Source organism: Bacillus sp. FSL R5-0439, assembly GCF_038008805.1.
GTDB lineage: Bacteria > Bacillota > Bacilli > Bacillales > Bacillaceae > Bacillus > Bacillus safensis.
Genome location: NZ_JBBOZW010000001.1, coordinates 3,237,248 through 3,255,278 on the forward strand (window position 1 = coordinate 3,237,248; position 18,031 = coordinate 3,255,278).

The window sequence follows — 18,031 nt, forward strand, 5'->3', positions numbered from 1 at the left end:
TGGGGAGCCGCCCTCATACTGTTGACAAAGGGCTAAAATGATCTTGATTTTAGCCCTTTGTCTTCTTTTCAGCGTGATAGAAAACCTTTGCAGCCCTAGGAAGGACGAGCACCGGAGCGCAGACCTGACACCGAATGCGAGGGTTTGGCTACACGCTGAAGCGGTTATCCCGGTGGGGAGCCGCCTTTTTTACGTACGACAATGAGAAGCTGATACAAAGTCACTTGATCAGACAACGATTTTGTTTGAAAGCCAAGTGATGCTCCTATTCTTGCCACCTCATCAAAAAACAATTGGACGTTTTGATCAATCTGTACATTGATCCGCTGCTCGATCACGCGTTCAAACAATTGATCTGGGAAAAGCGCACGCATGGTGTTTGGTGTGAAGAACCGCATATGGGTTCGATCTAAAATTCCTACATCTTGATACGTAAAGTCCCCTGTCATCAAAGGAAGAAGCACCTCTGCATGCATCATGTTAGGCAGGCAGCAAATGATGACACCCCCTGGCTTTAAAGATGCGTGTGCTTGCTCAATGATGTGCCAAGGGTCTGACACATGCTCTAAAACATCTGAAAAAATGACCGCATCAAAAAAGGCCTCTTTCTCTGACCATGGGTATTCATCCGCATTTGCCTCAATCACTTCTTCGTAATACGCCTTTGCGACCGCTGCTTTTAATGCATCCTCCTCTACCCCGTACATGGTTACAGACTGCCGGTTCATCAATTCAAGCCCGGTTGCCCCTGCGCCGCATCCAACATCCAGCACACATGCAGCTTCCTCAGGGAGCAATTCCGTAAAATACGGATGAGGGGTGATCAAATTTAGATCTATGCCCCACTTATCTAAAAATCGAAGTCTGTTCTCAGTAAACAGTGTAGAGATGTTCGTTTCTTGATTGGCATTGAAGGTAGCATGACCATGATGATGCACAAAGGAATCATGCACAATTTGCAGCTGATACCCTTGCAGTAATGAACGTAAGCAAAGATCGTCATCCTCAAATGATCCATATACAAACCGCTCATCAAATAACCCCACATCCTCGATCAGCTTTCTTTTCACGAGCAAGCAAAACCCTACAAGCCGGTGCACATAAGTTCTCTGACCTTTTCTCTTAGACGTATATTCCTTAGCAAAGGCTGGGAGCTCCTTCACATCTGTATACGACGGCTGAACCATCTGAGGGCCGCTCACATAATTGGAGACTGGCCCCACCATCCCAATCTGTTCTGATGCGAATAGCGCCTCTTTTAATGGAGGAAGCCAATTTTCCGTCACGATCGTGTCATTATTTAAAAAGAGAATGCTGTCTCCTGAAGCTTCTTTTGCCCCTTGATTACATCCCTTTGCAAAGCCTTCATTCTTTTCATTATCAATGAAAATCACATCATCCAGCTCTCTTACATATTCCTTCGTGCCGTCAGTTGACGCATTATCAACGATGATGAGTTCATATTGGTCGCTGCTCGTATGCTGTTTAATGCTTTGGATACATGTTTTCGTTAAATGCAGTTCGTTGTACGTCAGCATGACAATGCTTGTTTTCCCTCTCATCTCATTTCCACCTTTCGCCCGCCTGTTCCATATGTATGTCATATGGAGCACGTTCAGAAGATGAGGGAATGTCCTTTCTTGATTAAACGTTTGTTTAACATAGAAAAACCAGCTGCATACGGCAGCTGGTCATTGTTCACACTGTTTTCCCTTCGTCACCTGCGACGGCACGATTTCTCTTTTTTAAATCTTCTTCAATTTCTTCAAGACTTTTCCCCTTCGTTTCGGTCACCAAGTACCTCACAAATAAGAAGGCGCCTACACCGATGACCGCATAGATGAGGAAGAGATTACTGATACCAATCGCGCTTAATAAAGCTGGGAATGTAAGCGAGATGATTAAATTTCCTGTATGAAGAAGGAAAGTTGAAACGCCTGTACCGATTCCTCGGACATGTACCGGGAACAGCTCAGGAAGCATTACCCAAACGACTGGCCCCCAGCTGACAGCAAAGATGACGATAAAGAGACCTAAACAAATAACGGTTGTCCATCCTGCAGCTGTTGACCCTTCGAAAAATCGGTTGACCACTGACAGGACAATTAAACTAAGGACCATTCCTGCATTCCCAAATAGGAGCAGCGCTTTCCTCCCTACACGGTCAATGATTTTGATGGCAACAAACGTCATGATGACATTCACTGCACCAATTCCGACAGTTCCTAAAATCGCCGCAGAATTCCCAAAGCCAACACTTGTGAATGTTTTTGGTGCATAGTAGATGATCGTATTTGTACCGATAAACTGCTGCAGAAAGGCTAAGCCGACACCGGCAATCAATGCTGGGCGTACCCATGGCTCAAATAATTCCTTAAAACCGCCTTTTTCTTCACTTTCCGCCTTTTGAATATCCGAAATTTCTTCTTCCACTTCTTGCTTACTTTTTCTGAGATTAGATAATATCTCCTTCGCACGATCAGCCTGTCCGTGGACAAACAGCCAGCGGGGACTTTCCGGCATAAACAAAATCCCACATAACAAAAGAACAGAAGGAACAACCGCAATTCCAAGCATCAAGCGCCATGCCTCTGCATCCGCTAAAGCGTAGTTCACAATATAGGCTAGAAGAATACCAAATGTGATCATGAGTTGGTTTAATGAGGATAGTGCCCCCCGTGATTCCTTTGGCGCAAGTTCAGATAAATATAATGGAACAATCGTTGTCGAGCACCCGACAGCGAGCCCTAGTACAATTCGGAATAAAACCATCACTTCCGTATTCGGGGCAAGAGCTGTACCAAATCCGCCGATAATAAACAAAATCGCTGCGGCGATGATGGCTTTTTTCCGCCCAAATTGGTCTGTCAGCTTTCCAGAAAGAGAGGAACCGAGCATCGCCCCGATTAAAATCGAGCTGACGACAAGCCCCTCTGTAAACGCATTTAAACCTAAATCCTCTTTCATAAATAAGATGGCGCCGGAGATGACACCTGTATCATAGCCATATAAAGCACCGCCAAGGGCGCCGAAGAAATAAAGCCATCCATTCCGATTTTTCATGTTCATAACCCCACTTTTGTCTCTGTACTCTATGAAAAATCATTTTCCTCACTTCCTGTCATTTCAAACATTTCGATGTTTTATGACAAATATATTTCATTTGTATATCTTTGAAACTTTTTACGAGAAGGATACGTCAATTAAGCGTTAGTGAAAAAAATGTCGCACTATATCCCGTTTTAAGGTATATTTGTTTTAGTTTGTAAGCATAAAGAAGGACATCTTTACTATAAAATCATAGCGAGGGTTTAAAATATATGGATCAATCACGAAGTAAACGCAAAGGGAAAAAGCGTTTAAAACCATGGGTGAAAGTCACTCTTTTTATATTTGGTATTCTTTTACTGACGACCGCTTCTGTTACTGGCTACGCCTACTACAAAGTAACAAATGCTGCCAAAAAGGCTCAAGTATCTCTTGATCGCGGCGCACAATCTGTGAAACGGATTGAAGCATTCGATCCAGGAAAAGACAGCTTTTCTGTCTTGCTGCTTGGAATTGACAGCAGACCGGGCGAAACAGTGAAACAAGCACGAAGCGATGCAATGGTGTTGGCTACCATTAACCGCACAAATAAAACCGTTAAATTATTAAGCATTCCCAGGGACTCATACGTTAATATTCCAGGCCACGGTTTTGATAAAATTACTCATGCACACGCATTTGGCGGTGCAGATTTAACAGTGAGTACAGTTGAAGATTTACTAGATATTCCGGTCGATTTTGTCATCCAAAGTAATTTTGTAGCATTTAAAGAAATCGTCAATGAATTAAACGGTGTGTCTATTAACATCAAGGATGATTACCTTGTGAAACAGATTAAAAAAGATACAAAAGGCAAGGTTGTGCTTCAAACTGGAACTCATACACTAGATGGGGATCAAGCACTCGCCTATGTGAGAACAAGAAAAGCAGATAGTGACTTAATGCGTGGACAGCGTCAAATGGAAGTGTTAAAAGCCATTTTTGATAAATCAAAATCTTTAACATCTATTCCGTCATACGATAATATCATTGATACACTCGGTGATAATGTGTCAACCACCCTTTCTATGAAGGAGTTAGTCGGTCTTTTCCCGCTTCTGACTTCATTGAAATCGGTTGATACCATCCAGCTTAAAGGATCTGATTACCAGCCAAACGGGGTTTATTATTACCAATTGGATCAAAACCAGCTGAACGAAGTGAAGACTGAATTGAAAAAGCAGCTTGAATTATCATAAATAGAAGCGTCCCTTTGGGGCGCTTTTTCTTATTTCCTTGATCATTCTCTCATTTTTGTTTAGCCTTGATAGTGAGGAAACAACCATCCTTTTTTTATGAGAATAAAGGAAATCGTACATACTTTGAAGAGGCTATTGCATGAATGAAGGAGGATTTGACAGCGATGAAAAAAATGATTGCGATTGATCTGGACGGTACACTTTTAAATACAAAAAGTGAAATATCCGCTCAAAACCGAGAGGCATTGATTCGTGCGAAGGAAGCTGGATATATTGTGACCATCTGTACAGGGCGGGCAACTTTTGATGTAAAGGAGCTGCTTGGCGATTTGGACATCCCCATTATTGCGGCAAACGGCGGGACTGTCCATACAGAAGGATACGAGCTCTTCAGCCGAATCACATTGGACCAAGAAGCGGGCAAGCGCGCTGCTAAGGCATTAGTGGAACGAAACATTTACTTTGAAGTCTATACAGACGATGCTCTCCTCTCCCCTTACGATGGAAAAGAGAAGCTGAAAGCAGAATTTGATCTGATCGAAAGCGCAAACCCAAATGAGGATCTCGCTGATCTATGGGAGGGAGCCATGACGCAATTTAAACAATTTGGCATCAAACCAGTGGATGATATCCGTCAGATTTTTGAGTCGAATGAACCGACCTATAAATTACTCTGCTTCTCGTTTGATATGAACAAACTGACTGAAGCACGAAATCTTCTGGCAGACATGCCCGAGCTTTCATTGACCTCGTCTGGAAAACATATTATTGAGGTGCTGCCAAAAGAGTCTGGAAAAGGACATGCCCTGAAAAAACTCGCAGCCCATTATGGTGTAGACCGCTCACATATTTATGCAATTGGTGACAGCCCAAACGACCTTTCTATGTTTGAAGAAGCAGGCCACCGCATTGCAATGGGGAATGCGGTTGATGTCATTAAAGAAAAGAGCACTTACATCACAAAAGGGAATCATGAAGATGGTGTCGCTTATTTTATTGATCTTCTTTTACAAAATCAATTCCATGAAAAAAAGACGCTTGTCTGATCAGCGCCTATAGAGAAGTTCAGAAGTCCGATACAAGTATTGATCGGGCTTTTTCTTTATTTTTTGATTCTAACAGCCGTTTCATATTTGTCCTTCCAGTACGTACTTGTTTTCATATTGGTTAAGACAACGCCGTTTGAGACAGTCACATGAATGACTTGATTTGATCCTGCATAAATCGCCGGCATCAATGATGTCCCGCTGAAGAAGACAAGATCTCCCGGCTGAAGCTCAGAACGTTTCACAGGCGTACCTGCTTTGACTTGACCTGATGCATAGCGAGGCAGCTCAATGCCAAGCACTTCTTGATACACGTACTGCGTAAACCCTGCTGTATCAAATCCTTGCTTTGGATTCGTACCGCCTTTGACATAAGGGACTTCGCCAATATACGTAGCGGCTTTTGATACGATAGGATCCTCTTTCGACAGCTCCAGATCTGTTAATCGTTTCGCACCTGTCCATTTTTCGCGCCAATACGATTCAGACAAATAAGAAATTGTCACACTTTCAGAACGGCTCGCATGAATAAAGCGGTCGCCTCCAATATACATACCTACATGAGAAATTCCGGGTTTATATGTGTTGCTAAAAAAGACAAAATCCCCAGGGCGAATATCGTCTAATGCCACTTTTTCTCCAACAGCCCACTGCTGTTCAGCACTTCGAGGTAAATAAATTCCAAGTGATTTTTCAAATAAATACTGTAAAAAACCTGAGCAATCGAATCCAGTCTTTGGATCGGTTCCTCCAAATACATAAGGAATACCTAAATAGATCATCGCATCTTTCACAAGAGGGTCATCAGAAATGTCTTGTGTGCCGGGCAAGCGTTTGACCGCATAAAATCGATCAGTCCAATATTTGCTTTTGCTGACATCCGTTTTCACCACACCTTGACTAAGCGTGATATGGATGACCTGATCGTTCCCCGCGTACAACGCCACATGTGTTGGGATATCCTTCGTTTCTTCAAGACTTCGGAAATACACAAGGTCACCGGGCTGCGCTTTATCCCATGATACCTTTTTTCCAATCTGATATTGGTCAATTACCTTCCGCGGCAAATCAAATGTTTCGGATGTCTTGTACACATATTGAATAAACCCAGATGCATCAAAGCCCGTTTTTGGATCGGTTCCTCCTTTATGATAAGGTGTTCCAATCAGCTTTTCCGCTTGCTCCAAAAGAGATGGTGTTTGAGCAGATACCGCTGGTTGAGACATGAACATCAGCCCTACAAGCGCACACCCTCCGATCAACATTCCTTTCCATTTCATGATCCTTTCCCTCCTATCTTCTATAGTTTCGGCATGACACCATTCATTTTACACCCTTTTTCGACAAAAAAAGAACACGCGATGTGCGTGCCCTTTCTCCTATTTAGGTTATTTACCTGCTTCCGCTTTTGACTGCTTTTGCTGTTCAATTTTCTGCATTTCAACCGAAATCTTTTGTTTTTCGTGATCTGTCAGACTGTCACTAAATTTAAAAGCAGACATAAAGACAAAGACTAAGATTAACGCAACAAACGGCCAGCTTGCTTTTAGGAATTTCATTTCTTCTCTTTCCCTCCGTTTTCTTTTAAGTTTTTAACTTTATCAGCGTGATCTACTTCAAAGAAAATGTGTCCGTCTTTTTCTTTCCAATCCGCATTCGTTCCATTGGTCAGCATACGGATAATGGCTTTTGATTCAAGAGATCCTGCTTTTACTGGAGCAGGTGTTGCTTCTTTGATGTACATTGGGACAACTTCAAATGTCGCTTTTCCATCTTCATTCAGATGATACTGAACAAGTGCAGAATCACGTGTTCTTGACCAGCCTTGGTCAAAAATAAAGTTGCCTAGGCTATAGAAAATCGCCGTTCCGTTATAGACTTCCATTGGTTCAAGGACGTGCGGGTGAGCACCGATAATGATATCAGCTCCGGCCTTAGACATCGCTCTTGCCAATTCTCTTTGCCTGTCGTTTACTTCATTGTTGTACTCCTGTCCCCAGTGAGCATGAACAACGACAATATCTGCCTTTTCAGCAGCCTGCGAAATCATCGGAATAAAGATAGATGGATCGGCTGGCAGAATACCCGCCTGGCGATTCGTTGCTTTGAAATCTTTCCCATACACATCTGTAAAACCAAGCGTAGCAATTTTGACACCATTTACTTCTTTGTATGAAATGTTCTGCTTCGCATCTTGGAGGTTACGACCTGCGCCTGTATAATCCATGTCAGTTTGTTCAAAGGCATCGATTGTATTGTTCAGCCCTTTTTCACCATAGTCTGCCGCATGGTTATTCGCAAAGTTTAAGACAGAGAAATTCAAATCCTTCAATGCTTGGACAGAATCTTCATCTGTTTTTAAATGAATGTTCTTTTGGGCTGCCTGTTCTTTATCTGTTGCGACTGGATGCTCAAAGTTTCCTGTCACATAATCTGACACATCAAAATATGGCTTGGCATAGCGAAAGAGATGCTCTTTACCATAGCGGTCTGTTACTTTCTCTACGTTTCTTCCAAACATAATGTCACCGACAAACGAAGCGGTCAGGATGTTTTCTGGATTCTTTTGTACAGTTGGCACTTGTGCTTTCCCGATAAACGTAAATAGAAATGTACAAGCAATGACAATCGGTAAAGCAATGAGTACGTGTTTATTCGTCTTTTTCTTTTGGTTCTTTGTGATTTTCAGCAGCTTTTCCTGAAAGCTCAATTTTTTATTCATCATTGGACACACCTTATCTTAAAATAGATAGTAAACATACATGATGGCAAATGTTGCACCACTTAGAAGTAACGTGCTTCCAAGGGTAATTGTAAGACCTTGCTTTTGAATCGTATTCGCAATCAATCCAGGAACGATGATTCCAATTCCGCGGAATTCTGCTATTTCAAATGGGACGACTGGATAGAAGAAATCAAATATCAGTTTTAAGGCAATCCCTGTAATCAGCATCGCAGCAAACTTTCTGCGTCCGTATAAAATCATGAATTTTGATAAGCCAAAACGAACGATCACATACGTAAGCAAGCTGACAGATAAGACGACTAAAATGAAGACTGGCTGGTTAAATACGAGCGCTAGATAACCTGGGACAACAAGTCCAGCTGGTACGATTCCTGTTTTTTCTGCAAAGATTAAACTGAGTAGAACTCCTAAAATTAACGAGATATAAAGATCTGATCCGAACATTTTCTATATTTCCTCCTAGCTGACAAGCTGCTTAATTTTGTATTCTTGAATTTTTTCGATTAACGGTTCAGCGGCACCATGGATATTGCCGACTCCATAAACCACTCGATTATGAAGCTTTTTCTCAAGCATATTCATAATTTGTTCTGTAGATTGATATTCAAGGTTGTGTAAGTGGTCAGCCGGAATTTTCCCTTCCTCATATGCCTTCACAATTGGATCTGTTGTTTCACCAATTAAAACAAGGTCACTTGCTTCAATATAAGGAAGTACATCCTCCGCAAACTGGATCGTTCTATCTACTCGATCCGCACGGCAGTTCATAATAATAATCGGTTCATCTGTTGGATATCCAATTTCTTTCACACGCTTCCAAATGTTCAATGTAGAGGATGCGTCATTTGCCGCAAATCCATTTACAAAGTGTCCAGGTGTTTTCGCGTCCATTAATGGAAGAATTCTCATCGCTCCTGGATCAGGTGGCGCATTTAACATTCCTCTGAATGCCGTATCTTCATCAATCCCTAATGCTTGGGCAACACCAAGTGCCAGTGAAGCATTATCTGGGAAAACCATGTACTCAAATTTCCTCAAAAACTCATCGGAAATCTTGGAATTATCTGCAACAATGACTTCTGTGTTGCGTTTTTTCGCAATCTCTTTAAAGAAATCCGTATATTCACTATCCGTAATAACCAAGTGTCCATTGTAAGGAATTGTCGCTGTAAAGGCTTCTGCTATTTCATCAAGTGTTGGCCCCATGACGTCCATATGATCTTCAAGAACGTTTACGATTACGCCAATGTTTGCTTGAAGCAGCTCTTCCTGAAAGATAATTTGGTAATCTGGATTTACCGCCATACATTCACTGACGATGGCATTTGCTCCTCTTTCAACTGTTTCTCTCATAACTTCCTTCTGCTCTCCGATATTCGGTCCTTGCGGTTTCCTTTTAATCGGTTTCTCCTCTGGCGTATCCCAATAAATCATTCTTGCATCCGTTCCCGTTGTTTTACCGACAGTTTTATAACCTGCCTCCATTAAGATACCGGTTGTCAATCTTGTGACGGTAGACTTTCCGCGAATACCATTAATATTGACGCGCACCGGCAGGGCATCGATATTTTTCTGATGACGCTTCTTTTCAATAAAGCCAATCCCTAACATGATGACACAGGCTATAACGATTAACCACATCGCTATCTACATCTCCTTTTTTTATGAGTGTGATATGTAAATTCAATCAACAGTATATCTGTTCAGCATAAAATCACAATCGGTATTATGTAACATAATCTTTCACTTCCTCGTATGCCAAATTCCTCTAATCAAAAGGCTATTTTGCCTACCTATCCTTTAAATGAAAAGGCCAAAAGACGGACAAAAATCAGTCTGAATTTCTGCTGAATTCATGAGAAAGCGTTAACATCAATGATCCGAAAATCTTTTGTCCTTTTCTCCCTAAATTTTTCGACAATTATTAAGATGTATTTTGAATCAATGTTTTAAAGACCGTTATTCTCTATAACATCAGTCATATCAGCGCTTTAAATGAATAGTGCGTGTTTTGGAATGTTTTATAATTTTGAACGAACAGGTTAGAAAGTCATTCTCCTTGGTCAGATTGCTGTGTGTTGACCTATGACAAAGGTCACCTCTAAAAAAATCAAGTCATCTGCTTATTTTTAGGTCACGAAAAATTGGGATAAGATGTAAAACTTTGATCATTTCGGTGTACCTTCTCTTTACGAGATTCGCACCTTATGACCTAAACAATGAAACATTATTCATTTGTTTTTATCAAGATTCATCATTTCTTAACATTTTTAATATGAATTTAGTTAAAAGTTGTCAGCTCATGTCATGCTTTCCCCAAAGGTGACGAATAAAATTCGCTTCTCCGCTTACACTATGGTTAAAAAATCTGTGAGAGGAGGCTAAAGATGCCAAACTCCAATGAGCAAACACGCCTGCATTTTTTATCAGGAAGCTTTGAGGAAAAAATCCGGATCCTGAAAAAAACATTTCAGCAAAGCGGCGATTTTGAATACCGAGAATTAGTGGTGAATGAAACGAAATCTGCGCTGTTTTTTATTAAAACAAGAATAGATGAAGGAAAACTAAATGATTTCATCATCGGCAACTTGTTAGGCCCTCCTGGAAAGCAGGATTATACAAAATCTCTTAGCACACTTGAAACAGGCGACTTGACGCTGATCACAGACAGTATTATTGCAGGAAGTATTGCCTTTCTAGATGAAAACTCCTCACAAATTAAGCTATTTGCTGTTGGACAGCCTCCGCTGCGCTCTATTTCTGAACCTTCTTCGGAAAGTATTATCGCAGGCGCACATGATGGATTTGTTGAAAGTCTTGATACCAATATCTACTTACTGCGTTCCCATTTAAATGATCGAAAGCTCGCCATTCAATATCATAAGATCGGTACAAAATCGGAAACAAAGCTTGCGACGGTTTATATATCTGATATTGCCAATCAAGAAAAGGTCGAAGAGGTCAACAGACGGATTTCTTCTATTAAAGTAGACACACTGTTAAGTCCTGGCTCTATCGTTGAGGCAATTGAGGAGGATTCATTTTCTATTTTCCCGCAGCTGATTGATACAGAACGTCCGGACAAGGTGAGATCTGCGATCCTTGAAGGCAGAATAGTCGTACTCATGGATGGTAGTCCAATGGCCATCATTCTGCCTATCACGTTCTTTAGCTTCTTTCAGTCACCAGATGATTATAACAGCCGCTGGATTCCTGCTACGTTTATTCGAATTTTGCGTTATCTTGCCTGCATCATCGCAGTTATATTGCCATCTTTTTACATTGCTGTTATTGCGTTTCATTATGAGGTTGTCCCAGATGAACTAGCCATTACCATGAAGAACTCTATTATCGGAATTCCCTTTCCTCCATTAATAGAGGCTATTTTGATGGAGATCACGATTGAACTCATACGTGAGGCTGGAGTGCGTCTGCCTAAACCAATCGGGCAGACCATTGGAATCGTAGGTGGTTTGGTTATTGGGGATGCGGTTGTACAGGCAGGACTTATTTCGAATGTCCAAGTGATTGTAGTCGCTGTAACAGCTGTCGCTTCATTTGTACTTCCGTCGTTTGAAATGACGTCCACCATCAGGATGCTTCGTTTCCCGCTCATGTTTATGGCATCAATGTTTGGATTTATTGGCATTTCATTTGGGCTCGCCATTATGCTCATGAATTTATGCCGCTTAGAATCACTAGGGGTACCATATTTATCACCTGTTGCTCCATTTAACTGGCAGGACTTAAAAGATACTGTGGTTCGACTCCCAATGTGGATGTACAAAAATCGACCTGTTTATTTAAATCCGCAAAAGAGCAAACAAATTGAACAACTGAGAGGATGGAAAAAGAAAGATGAAAAATAAAATATCTCCACCTCAAGCTGTTTTTTTTATTATCCAATCTCAAATTGGTGTTGGAATTTTAGCTCTCCCCCATTTGCTGATGAAAGACATAGGACACGATGGCTGGATGGCGATTATTTTAGCGTGTTTTTTTATACAGATCATCAATACGATTTTTCTTTATATCATCTACAAGTATCCTGAAACGTCATTTTTCCAAGTGCTGATTGAGGTCTTTGGAAAATGGATTGGACGCATCTTGGTCACGCTCTATACGGTATACTTTGCCTCGGTTTGTATCGTTGTGCTTTCAATATTCACAAGGATTCTTGGCATATGGGTGCTCCCGCTTACACCAAACTGGGTCATTAACCTATTACTCATGATATGCATTATCTATATCGCAAAGGAGCAAATTACAGCCATTGTCAGATTCAACTTTATCTTAACGCCCTTTTTGCTCATGCTCTCTCTATTGATGTTCTATGCATTGAAAGGAACCAATATTGATTATCTCATGCCTTTTTTCCAAACGGATGTTTCTCAACTCCAAATTGGATTGAAGGATGTGGTGTTGTCAATGAATGGATTTGAGATGATTCTGGTCATCTCCCCACTAATGAAAGGCTCCATTAAGGAACGATATAAAGTGATGACCATTTCAAATATATGTACGACACTTTACTACCTATTTATTACATTAATTTGTTTTATGTTTTTCAGCCCGGCTGAGCTTAATGTCATCCCGAATCCTGTTTTGTACCTTTTAAAAACCGTTACGTTCGGTGTCATTGAGCGAACGGATTTAATTTTTCTAAGCTTTTGGGTCTTTGTCATTCTAGCTACACTGAGTAATTATCTGTACTTTTGTGCAAATGGTGTATCCAGTATGCTTAAGAAAAAAAATCACAAAAAATATGTCTACTATTTTGCCATTTTGATTTATGCTGTCAGCTGTTATCTTTCAACTGATAACTTTAGAATTCAGCGCTTTAATGACTTTACCACTGTTGCACAATATTCATTTATTTACACACTTCCGATCATGATGGCCGTTATTATCTTGATCAAACACCGCAAAAAGAAGGTGAAATCACATGCATCATAAGTACATGTTGACACTGCTTATGTGTGTTTCCCTCATTTTCATGCCAGGCTGCTGGGATCAAAACCTATTAAAAGACATCTCTCTTGTTTTAACTTCAGCTGTTGATCAAGGAGAGGATGACAATGCGAGATATTCGATTACCTATCGAAAGGTGCAGCAGTCTCAAAGTATGCAGCAAGGGAATACCGGCAGTTATTTAACCACTGTTCTCACAACCGATGCGCCTACTTTAAGAAAAGCAAGAAGCAACTTTAGCCGGAGTGTAGACCAAAAAATCGATATGTCGAAAATGCGTGTGCTGCTGATCGGTGATGAATTTGCCCAAAACCGGCTGCTCCCTTACTTAGATATGTTTTACCGCGATCCCAAAAGCCCTTTACTCGCAAACTTGGCAGTGGTGCAAGGCGGGAGCTGTGTAGATTTAATCAATCAACTGCTCAAGGAAAAACTGATTGTGAGCGACTATTTAAACAACCTGATCACTTCTGCATCACGCTCCTCACAAGTTTCACCTAAGAACATTCAAAATATCCGGTCCAAAATGCTGCAAACCGGTGAGGATTTCACACTGCCTTTACTCTACTACGATAAGTCAAAAAAGTTAACGAGTGTGAGGGGGGTTGCCTTATTTGATAATGAGAAAAAGAAAGGTGAACTCTATGCCCAGGATGCCATTCTGCTCACCATTATGGATGGAAAAATGGGCAGCTATGCAAACTTCACGAAAAAAGTAAGAAGTGATATGAAATTAAAAGAGAACAATTACATCACCGTTCAAGTAACCGATTCAAAGAGAGACATTAAAATCGTCAATCCTGATCACCGAAACTTAACCTTCTCTCTTGAGTTTGAATTCACCACCTCTGTTATTGAATACCCGAAAGACAATTTAGATACAGATAAAAAAATTGAAATGTTAAATAAAAGGCTATCAGCTATTTTCACAAAAGACGCTGAAAAAGTCATTGCCGCTCTGCAAGAAGCGAATTCTGACGTTCTCAGCCTTGGCAGAAAATATCGGGTAAGACACTATGATGAGTATATGAAAATGAACTGGGTCACCGATTATCCGAAGGTGAAAATCATTCCAAAAGTGAAAGTGAACATTACACAAACAGGTATTATTAGTTAAGAAAAGGAAGAAGTCATCTTTCTTTTCTTTTTTTATTTTTTTTAGATTGTCATTTTGATGCTTTCGTGATAATCTATGTGTGTAAACGGTTACACACTCATGAAGGGAGGCTCTCCATTGGCTACAATTAAAGATGTCGCAAAAGCTGCACAAGTATCTGTTGCCACTGTTTCACGCGTGCTCAATGATACTGGATACGTCCATTCAGATACGAAAACCCGCGTGACACAAGCGATGCAGGAGTTGAACTACTTTCCCAATGAAGTGGCTAGATCCCTTTTCAAAAGAGAATCACGCTTAATCGGCTTAATCTTGCCTGATATCACAAACCCCTTCTTTCCTCAGCTGGCTAGAGGTGTTGAGGATGAGATTCATGCGCACGGTTTTCGGTTATTATTCGGGAACAGTGATGAGGATCGAGAGAAGGAAATGGCCTACTTACAAACCTTTAAACAAAATCAAGTGGTCGGTGTCATCGCAGTCACAAATGAACCTGAATCAGATATATACAATGATGATGATTTACCTGTTGTTTTTTTAGATCGAACCGTACCGCATGCACCTTCTGTCTTTGCAGATGCTGGAGCTGGCGGGAAAATGGCCGCAATGGAATTAATTAGACGCGGCAGCCGGCAGATCACACTGCTAAAAGGACCTGCCCATCTACAAACAGCTCGGCAGCGATTCAAGGGCGCACTCGATGTTCTCACGGATACAGGTGTCGACTTTCATGTGATGTCTAATGCTTCCTTTTCCTTTCAAGAAGCCCGAAAAAGCGCCAAAGCCCTCTTCCAGCTGTACCCTGAAACAGATGGGATCATTGCCAGCAATGACATCGTCGCAACAGCGGTCGTCCATGAAGCGCTTCGTATCGGAAAAGCCATTCCAGATGACGTTCAAATCATTGGATTTGATGATATTCCGCAAAGCGAGCTGCTTTTCCCTTCCTTATCGACCATTAGGCAGCCCGCCTATGAGATGGGGAAAGAAGCGGCACAGCTGTTAATCAAAGCGATTCAGAAACAACCGATAGATCAGCCAGTTATTCAAATGCCCGTCTCTTTTATTGAACGAGAGACCACAAGAAAGGTGGATTCACAATGAGTCATATTGTTGTAGTAGGAAGCTGTTCAATGGATTTAGTCGTCACATCAGATAAACGGCCAAATGCCGGGGAAACGGTTTTAGGCGAATCGTTTAAAACGGTCCCAGGCGGAAAAGGTGCCAATCAAGCAGTCGCAAGTGCCAGACTCGGTGCAGATGTATATATGGTCGGCCGAGTTGGTGATGACGCTTACGGTCAGGAAATTCTCAGTAATTTACAAGCACAAGGTGTCCGCACCTCATATATGAAACCGGTTACCGAAATGGAGAGCGGCACAGCTCATATCATTTTAGCAGAAGGTGATAACAGCATTGTCGTGGTCAAAGGGGCAAATAATGAGGTCACTCCTGACTATGTAAATGATGCTCTTTCTACAATTGATGATATCGGGATGGTTCTTATCCAGCAGGAAATACCTGAAGAAACGGTCGAAGCGGTCTGCTCCATTTGCAGTGAAAAAGAAATCCCTGTGATTTTAAACCCTGCACCAGCCCGCAAAGTATCGCAGCAGGTTTTAAATCAGGCTGCTTACATTACACCGAATGAACACGAAGCTGTTCTTATGTTCGATGGTCTGCCAATTGAAGATGCCTTGCGTCAATACCCTAACAAATTACTAGTCACAGAAGGAAAAAATGGGGTTCGATATTTTGATGGATCGAAAGAAGTGTTAGTTCCAGGTGTACCTGTCGAAGCAGTCGATACAACAGGAGCTGGCGATACCTTTAACGGAGCCTTAGCTGTCGCCCTAACAGAAGGCAAATCCCTCTATGACGCACTTGCCTTTGCCAACCTTGCAGCATCAATGTCCGTCACAAAGTTTGGTGCACAAGGCGGCATGCCAACAAGAGAAGAATTGGAGAAAAAGAAATGAAAAAAAACGGCATCCTAAACAGCCATATCGCCAAGGTGCTTGCTGACCTTGGCCATACAGATACAATCGTCATCGCAGACTGCGGTCTCCCTATTCCAGAAGGTCCAGTCAAAATCGACCTGGCATTATCAATCGGCACACCGTCCTTTCAGGAGGTCACCTCCCTCCTTCTTCAGGAAATGGCTGTTGAAAACATGACTGTGGCTAGTGAAATCAAAGAGGCCAATAAACGAGATCATTTATTTCTTAAGAAAGCGTTCTCAAAACCATTACATGAAGTAGACCACGAGACGTTCAAAGACATGACCAAACAGGCAAAGGCAGTCATTCGAACGGGTGAAGCCACCCCATACGCAAACTGCATTCTTCATGCCGGTGTCATCTTTTAAAAGGAGGAGCCAGATATGAACATAGAGATGCATAACATCCATAAGGCTTTTGGAAAAAACACCGTTCTCTCCGGGGTCTCCTTTGACCTCGTCACAGGCGAAGTCCACGCACTCATGGGTGAAAATGGTGCGGGAAAATCAACTTTAATGAACCTGCTTACAGGTCTTTATTCTTTAGATCAAGGAACGATACAAATCGACGGAAAAGAAACCGCTTTCAAAAATCCAAAAGAAGCGGAACAGCACGGCATCGCCTTCATTCATCAGGAGCTCAATATATGGCCGGATATGACCGTCCTGGAGAACCTCTTCATCGGGAAAGAAATCTATACGAAGCTCGGGCTGCTAGACACAAAGAAAATGAAGGTCCTCGCGCAAAAGCAGCTGGACCGGTTGTCTGTGAATCTCTCGCTTGATCAAGAGGCAGGAAGCTGTTCTGTTGGACAAAAACAAATGATTGAGATTGCAAAGGCATTAATGACCGATGCGAAAGTCATCATCATGGATGAGCCGACAGCAGCTCTAACGGAACGTGAAATTGAAAAGCTCTTCCAGGTCATTGAATCTCTCAAAAAAGAAGGCGTTTCTATCGTCTATATTTCTCACCGTATGGAGGAAATCTTCGCAATCTGTGACCGGATTACGATCATGCGTGATGGGAAAACGGTCGATACGAAAGCCATACCTGAAACGAATTTCCATGAAGTCGTCAAAAAAATGGTCGGTCGTGAATTGACAGATCGATATCCCGAGCGTACGCCTTCTACAGGAGATATTGTCCTTGAGGTGAAAAAAGCAACGAAAAAAGGACAATTTCAAGATATCAGTTTCTCAGTTAAAGCTGGAGAAATCGTCGGTGTTGCAGGCTTAATGGGGGCTGGCCGGACCGAAATGATGCGATCACTCTTTGGCCTTGATCCTCTTGACCAAGGAGAAATCTGGGTTCATGGAAAAAAGGCTGTTATTAAAAAACCAAGTGATGCTGTCAAGCTCGGTATCGGCTTTATCACGGAGGATCGTAAGGATGAAGGGCTCATGCTTGATGCATCCATCCGAGAAAACATCGGTCTGCCAAACTTAAAAAGCTTCTCTCCAAAGGGACTGATTGATAAAAAAAATGAACAGGATTTTGTCGATCTGCTCATCAAACGACTGACGATTAAAACGGCTTCCTCTGACATTTCTGCCCGAAGCCTGTCTGGTGGAAATCAGCAAAAAGTCGTAATCGCCAAATGGATCGGCATACAGCCAAAGGTCTTGATTTTAGATGAACCGACACGAGGTGTCGACGTCGGAGCGAAACGAGAAATCTATCAGTTAATGAACGAACTGACCGATCGGGGCGTTGCCATTTTAATGGTCTCCTCTGAACTCCCAGAGATACTCGGGATGAGCGATCGAGTACTCGTCATCCATGAAGGTACCATCAGCGGAGAATTAGACAAAACAGAAGCAACACAAGAACGAATTATGACACTAGCTACAGGAGGGAAGTAA

Annotated in this window: 16 protein-coding genes; 9 read left to right on the forward strand and 7 right to left on the reverse strand. The window is 41.9% G+C overall.

Translation table 11 applies throughout. The features are described from left to right. Positions 1-164: 164 nt before the first annotated feature. Positions 165-1,562, reverse strand: coding sequence for a bifunctional glycosyltransferase family 2 protein/class I SAM-dependent methyltransferase (locus NST59_RS16695; RefSeq protein WP_144489967.1), 1,398 nt, complete (start codon positions 1,560-1,562; stop codon positions 165-167). Between the two features lie 136 nt (positions 1,563-1,698). Further along, positions 1,699-3,063, reverse strand: a complete 1,365-nt coding sequence (locus NST59_RS16700; RefSeq protein ID WP_144467984.1) for a sugar porter family MFS transporter — start codon at positions 3,061-3,063, stop codon at positions 1,699-1,701. A 257-nt stretch (positions 3,064-3,320) separates the two neighbouring features. Between NST59_RS16700 and NST59_RS16705 the strand changes: the two genes are divergently transcribed. Both NST59_RS16705 and NST59_RS16710 read left to right on the forward strand, forming a co-directional pair. After that, entirely contained in the window at positions 3,321-4,286 is a 966-nt protein-coding gene (locus NST59_RS16705; RefSeq protein ID WP_058837502.1) for an LCP family protein, read from the forward strand. A gap of 164 nt (positions 4,287-4,450) precedes the next feature. After that, positions 4,451-5,332, forward strand: coding sequence for a Cof-type HAD-IIB family hydrolase (locus NST59_RS16710; protein ID WP_185847164.1), 882 nt, complete (start codon positions 4,451-4,453; stop codon positions 5,330-5,332). A 56-nt stretch (positions 5,333-5,388) separates the two neighbouring features. Here the strand turns inward: NST59_RS16710 and NST59_RS16715 are convergent, their stop codons facing one another. The 5 genes from NST59_RS16715 to pgsB all read right to left on the reverse strand — a co-directional run bounded on the left by NST59_RS16715 (position 5,389) and on the right by pgsB (position 9,719). Beyond that, complete coding sequence (locus NST59_RS16715; protein ID WP_341040836.1) at positions 5,389-6,612, reverse strand: C40 family peptidase; 1,224 nt, start codon at positions 6,610-6,612, stop codon at positions 5,389-5,391. 108 nt (positions 6,613-6,720) lie between these two features. Beyond that, on the reverse strand, positions 6,721-6,891 hold the full coding sequence (locus NST59_RS16720) for a hypothetical protein (RefSeq protein WP_087976066.1): 171 nt from the start codon (positions 6,889-6,891) through the stop codon (positions 6,721-6,723). Continuing rightward, positions 6,888-8,054 (reverse strand): CapA family protein, encoded by a 1,167-nt coding sequence (locus tag NST59_RS16725; RefSeq protein WP_106025543.1) that lies wholly within the window; start codon positions 8,052-8,054, stop codon positions 6,888-6,890. Before NST59_RS16725 ends, NST59_RS16720 begins: the two co-directional genes overlap by 4 nt. Before the next feature lie 18 nt (positions 8,055-8,072). Continuing rightward, a complete protein-coding gene (pgsC, locus tag NST59_RS16730) occupies positions 8,073-8,522 on the reverse strand; it encodes a poly-gamma-glutamate biosynthesis protein PgsC (RefSeq protein WP_007497520.1) in 450 nt (149 codons plus the stop codon). A gap of 15 nt (positions 8,523-8,537) precedes the next feature. Further along, positions 8,538-9,719 (reverse strand): poly-gamma-glutamate synthase PgsB, encoded by a 1,182-nt coding sequence (pgsB, locus tag NST59_RS16735; protein ID WP_039181962.1) that lies wholly within the window; start codon positions 9,717-9,719, stop codon positions 8,538-8,540. A 746-nt stretch (positions 9,720-10,465) separates the two neighbouring features. On the opposite strand from pgsB, the gene NST59_RS16740 reads away from it, so the two are divergent. The 7 genes from NST59_RS16740 (at position 10,466) to NST59_RS16770 (ending at position 18,031) form a co-directional block, all read left to right on the forward strand. Next, entirely contained in the window at positions 10,466-11,947 is a 1,482-nt protein-coding gene (locus tag NST59_RS16740) for a spore germination protein (protein WP_144489959.1), read from the forward strand. Continuing rightward, positions 11,937-13,034: a GerAB/ArcD/ProY family transporter gene (locus NST59_RS16745; RefSeq protein ID WP_144489957.1), complete on the forward strand. Its 1,098-nt coding sequence runs from the start codon at positions 11,937-11,939 to the stop codon at positions 13,032-13,034. Before NST59_RS16740 ends, NST59_RS16745 begins: the two co-directional genes overlap by 11 nt. Then, positions 13,024-14,166, forward strand: coding sequence for a Ger(x)C family spore germination protein (locus tag NST59_RS16750; protein WP_064497943.1), 1,143 nt, complete (start codon positions 13,024-13,026; stop codon positions 14,164-14,166). Before NST59_RS16745 ends, NST59_RS16750 begins: the two co-directional genes overlap by 11 nt. A 117-nt stretch (positions 14,167-14,283) precedes the next feature. Beyond that, positions 14,284-15,270: a LacI family DNA-binding transcriptional regulator gene (locus tag NST59_RS16755; protein ID WP_144467990.1), complete on the forward strand. Its 987-nt coding sequence runs from the start codon at positions 14,284-14,286 to the stop codon at positions 15,268-15,270. Beyond that, positions 15,267-16,145: a ribokinase gene (rbsK, locus tag NST59_RS16760; RefSeq protein ID WP_064497941.1), complete on the forward strand. Its 879-nt coding sequence runs from the start codon at positions 15,267-15,269 to the stop codon at positions 16,143-16,145. Before NST59_RS16755 ends, rbsK begins: the two co-directional genes overlap by 4 nt. Next, on the forward strand, positions 16,142-16,534 hold the full coding sequence (gene rbsD / locus NST59_RS16765; protein WP_064497940.1) for a D-ribose pyranase: 393 nt from the start codon (positions 16,142-16,144) through the stop codon (positions 16,532-16,534). The genes rbsK and rbsD overlap by 4 nt, the downstream gene beginning before the upstream one ends. A gap of 15 nt (positions 16,535-16,549) precedes the next feature. Beyond that, positions 16,550-18,031: a sugar ABC transporter ATP-binding protein gene (locus NST59_RS16770; RefSeq protein ID WP_041087926.1), complete on the forward strand. Its 1,482-nt coding sequence runs from the start codon at positions 16,550-16,552 to the stop codon at positions 18,029-18,031.

Coding starts and splice junctions, on each gene's coding strand:
- NST59_RS16695 (WP_144489967.1), bottom strand. CDS start 1,562: ATGAGAGGGAAAACAAGCATTGTCATGCTGACGTACAACGAACTGCAT.
- NST59_RS16700 (WP_144467984.1), bottom strand. CDS start 3,063: ATGAAAAATCGGAATGGATGGCTTTATTTCTTCGGCGCCCTTGGCGGT.
- NST59_RS16705 (WP_058837502.1), top strand. CDS start 3,321: ATGGATCAATCACGAAGTAAACGCAAAGGGAAAAAGCGTTTAAAACCA.
- NST59_RS16710 (WP_185847164.1), top strand. CDS start 4,451: ATGAAAAAAATGATTGCGATTGATCTGGACGGTACACTTTTAAATACA.
- NST59_RS16715 (WP_341040836.1), bottom strand. CDS start 6,612: ATGAAATGGAAAGGAATGTTGATCGGAGGGTGTGCGCTTGTAGGGCTG.
- NST59_RS16720 (WP_087976066.1), bottom strand. CDS start 6,891: ATGAAATTCCTAAAAGCAAGCTGGCCGTTTGTTGCGTTAATCTTAGTC.
- NST59_RS16725 (WP_106025543.1), bottom strand. CDS start 8,054: ATGAATAAAAAATTGAGCTTTCAGGAAAAGCTGCTGAAAATCACAAAG.
- pgsC (WP_007497520.1), bottom strand. CDS start 8,522: ATGTTCGGATCAGATCTTTATATCTCGTTAATTTTAGGAGTTCTACTC.
- pgsB (WP_039181962.1), bottom strand. CDS start 9,719: ATGTGGTTAATCGTTATAGCCTGTGTCATCATGTTAGGGATTGGCTTT.
- NST59_RS16740 (WP_144489959.1), top strand. CDS start 10,466: ATGCCAAACTCCAATGAGCAAACACGCCTGCATTTTTTATCAGGAAGC.
- NST59_RS16745 (WP_144489957.1), top strand. CDS start 11,937: ATGAAAAATAAAATATCTCCACCTCAAGCTGTTTTTTTTATTATCCAA.
- NST59_RS16750 (WP_064497943.1), top strand. CDS start 13,024: ATGCATCATAAGTACATGTTGACACTGCTTATGTGTGTTTCCCTCATT.
- rbsK (WP_064497941.1), top strand. CDS start 15,267: ATGAGTCATATTGTTGTAGTAGGAAGCTGTTCAATGGATTTAGTCGTC.
- rbsD (WP_064497940.1), top strand. CDS start 16,142: ATGAAAAAAAACGGCATCCTAAACAGCCATATCGCCAAGGTGCTTGCT.
- NST59_RS16770 (WP_041087926.1), top strand. CDS start 16,550: ATGAACATAGAGATGCATAACATCCATAAGGCTTTTGGAAAAAACACC.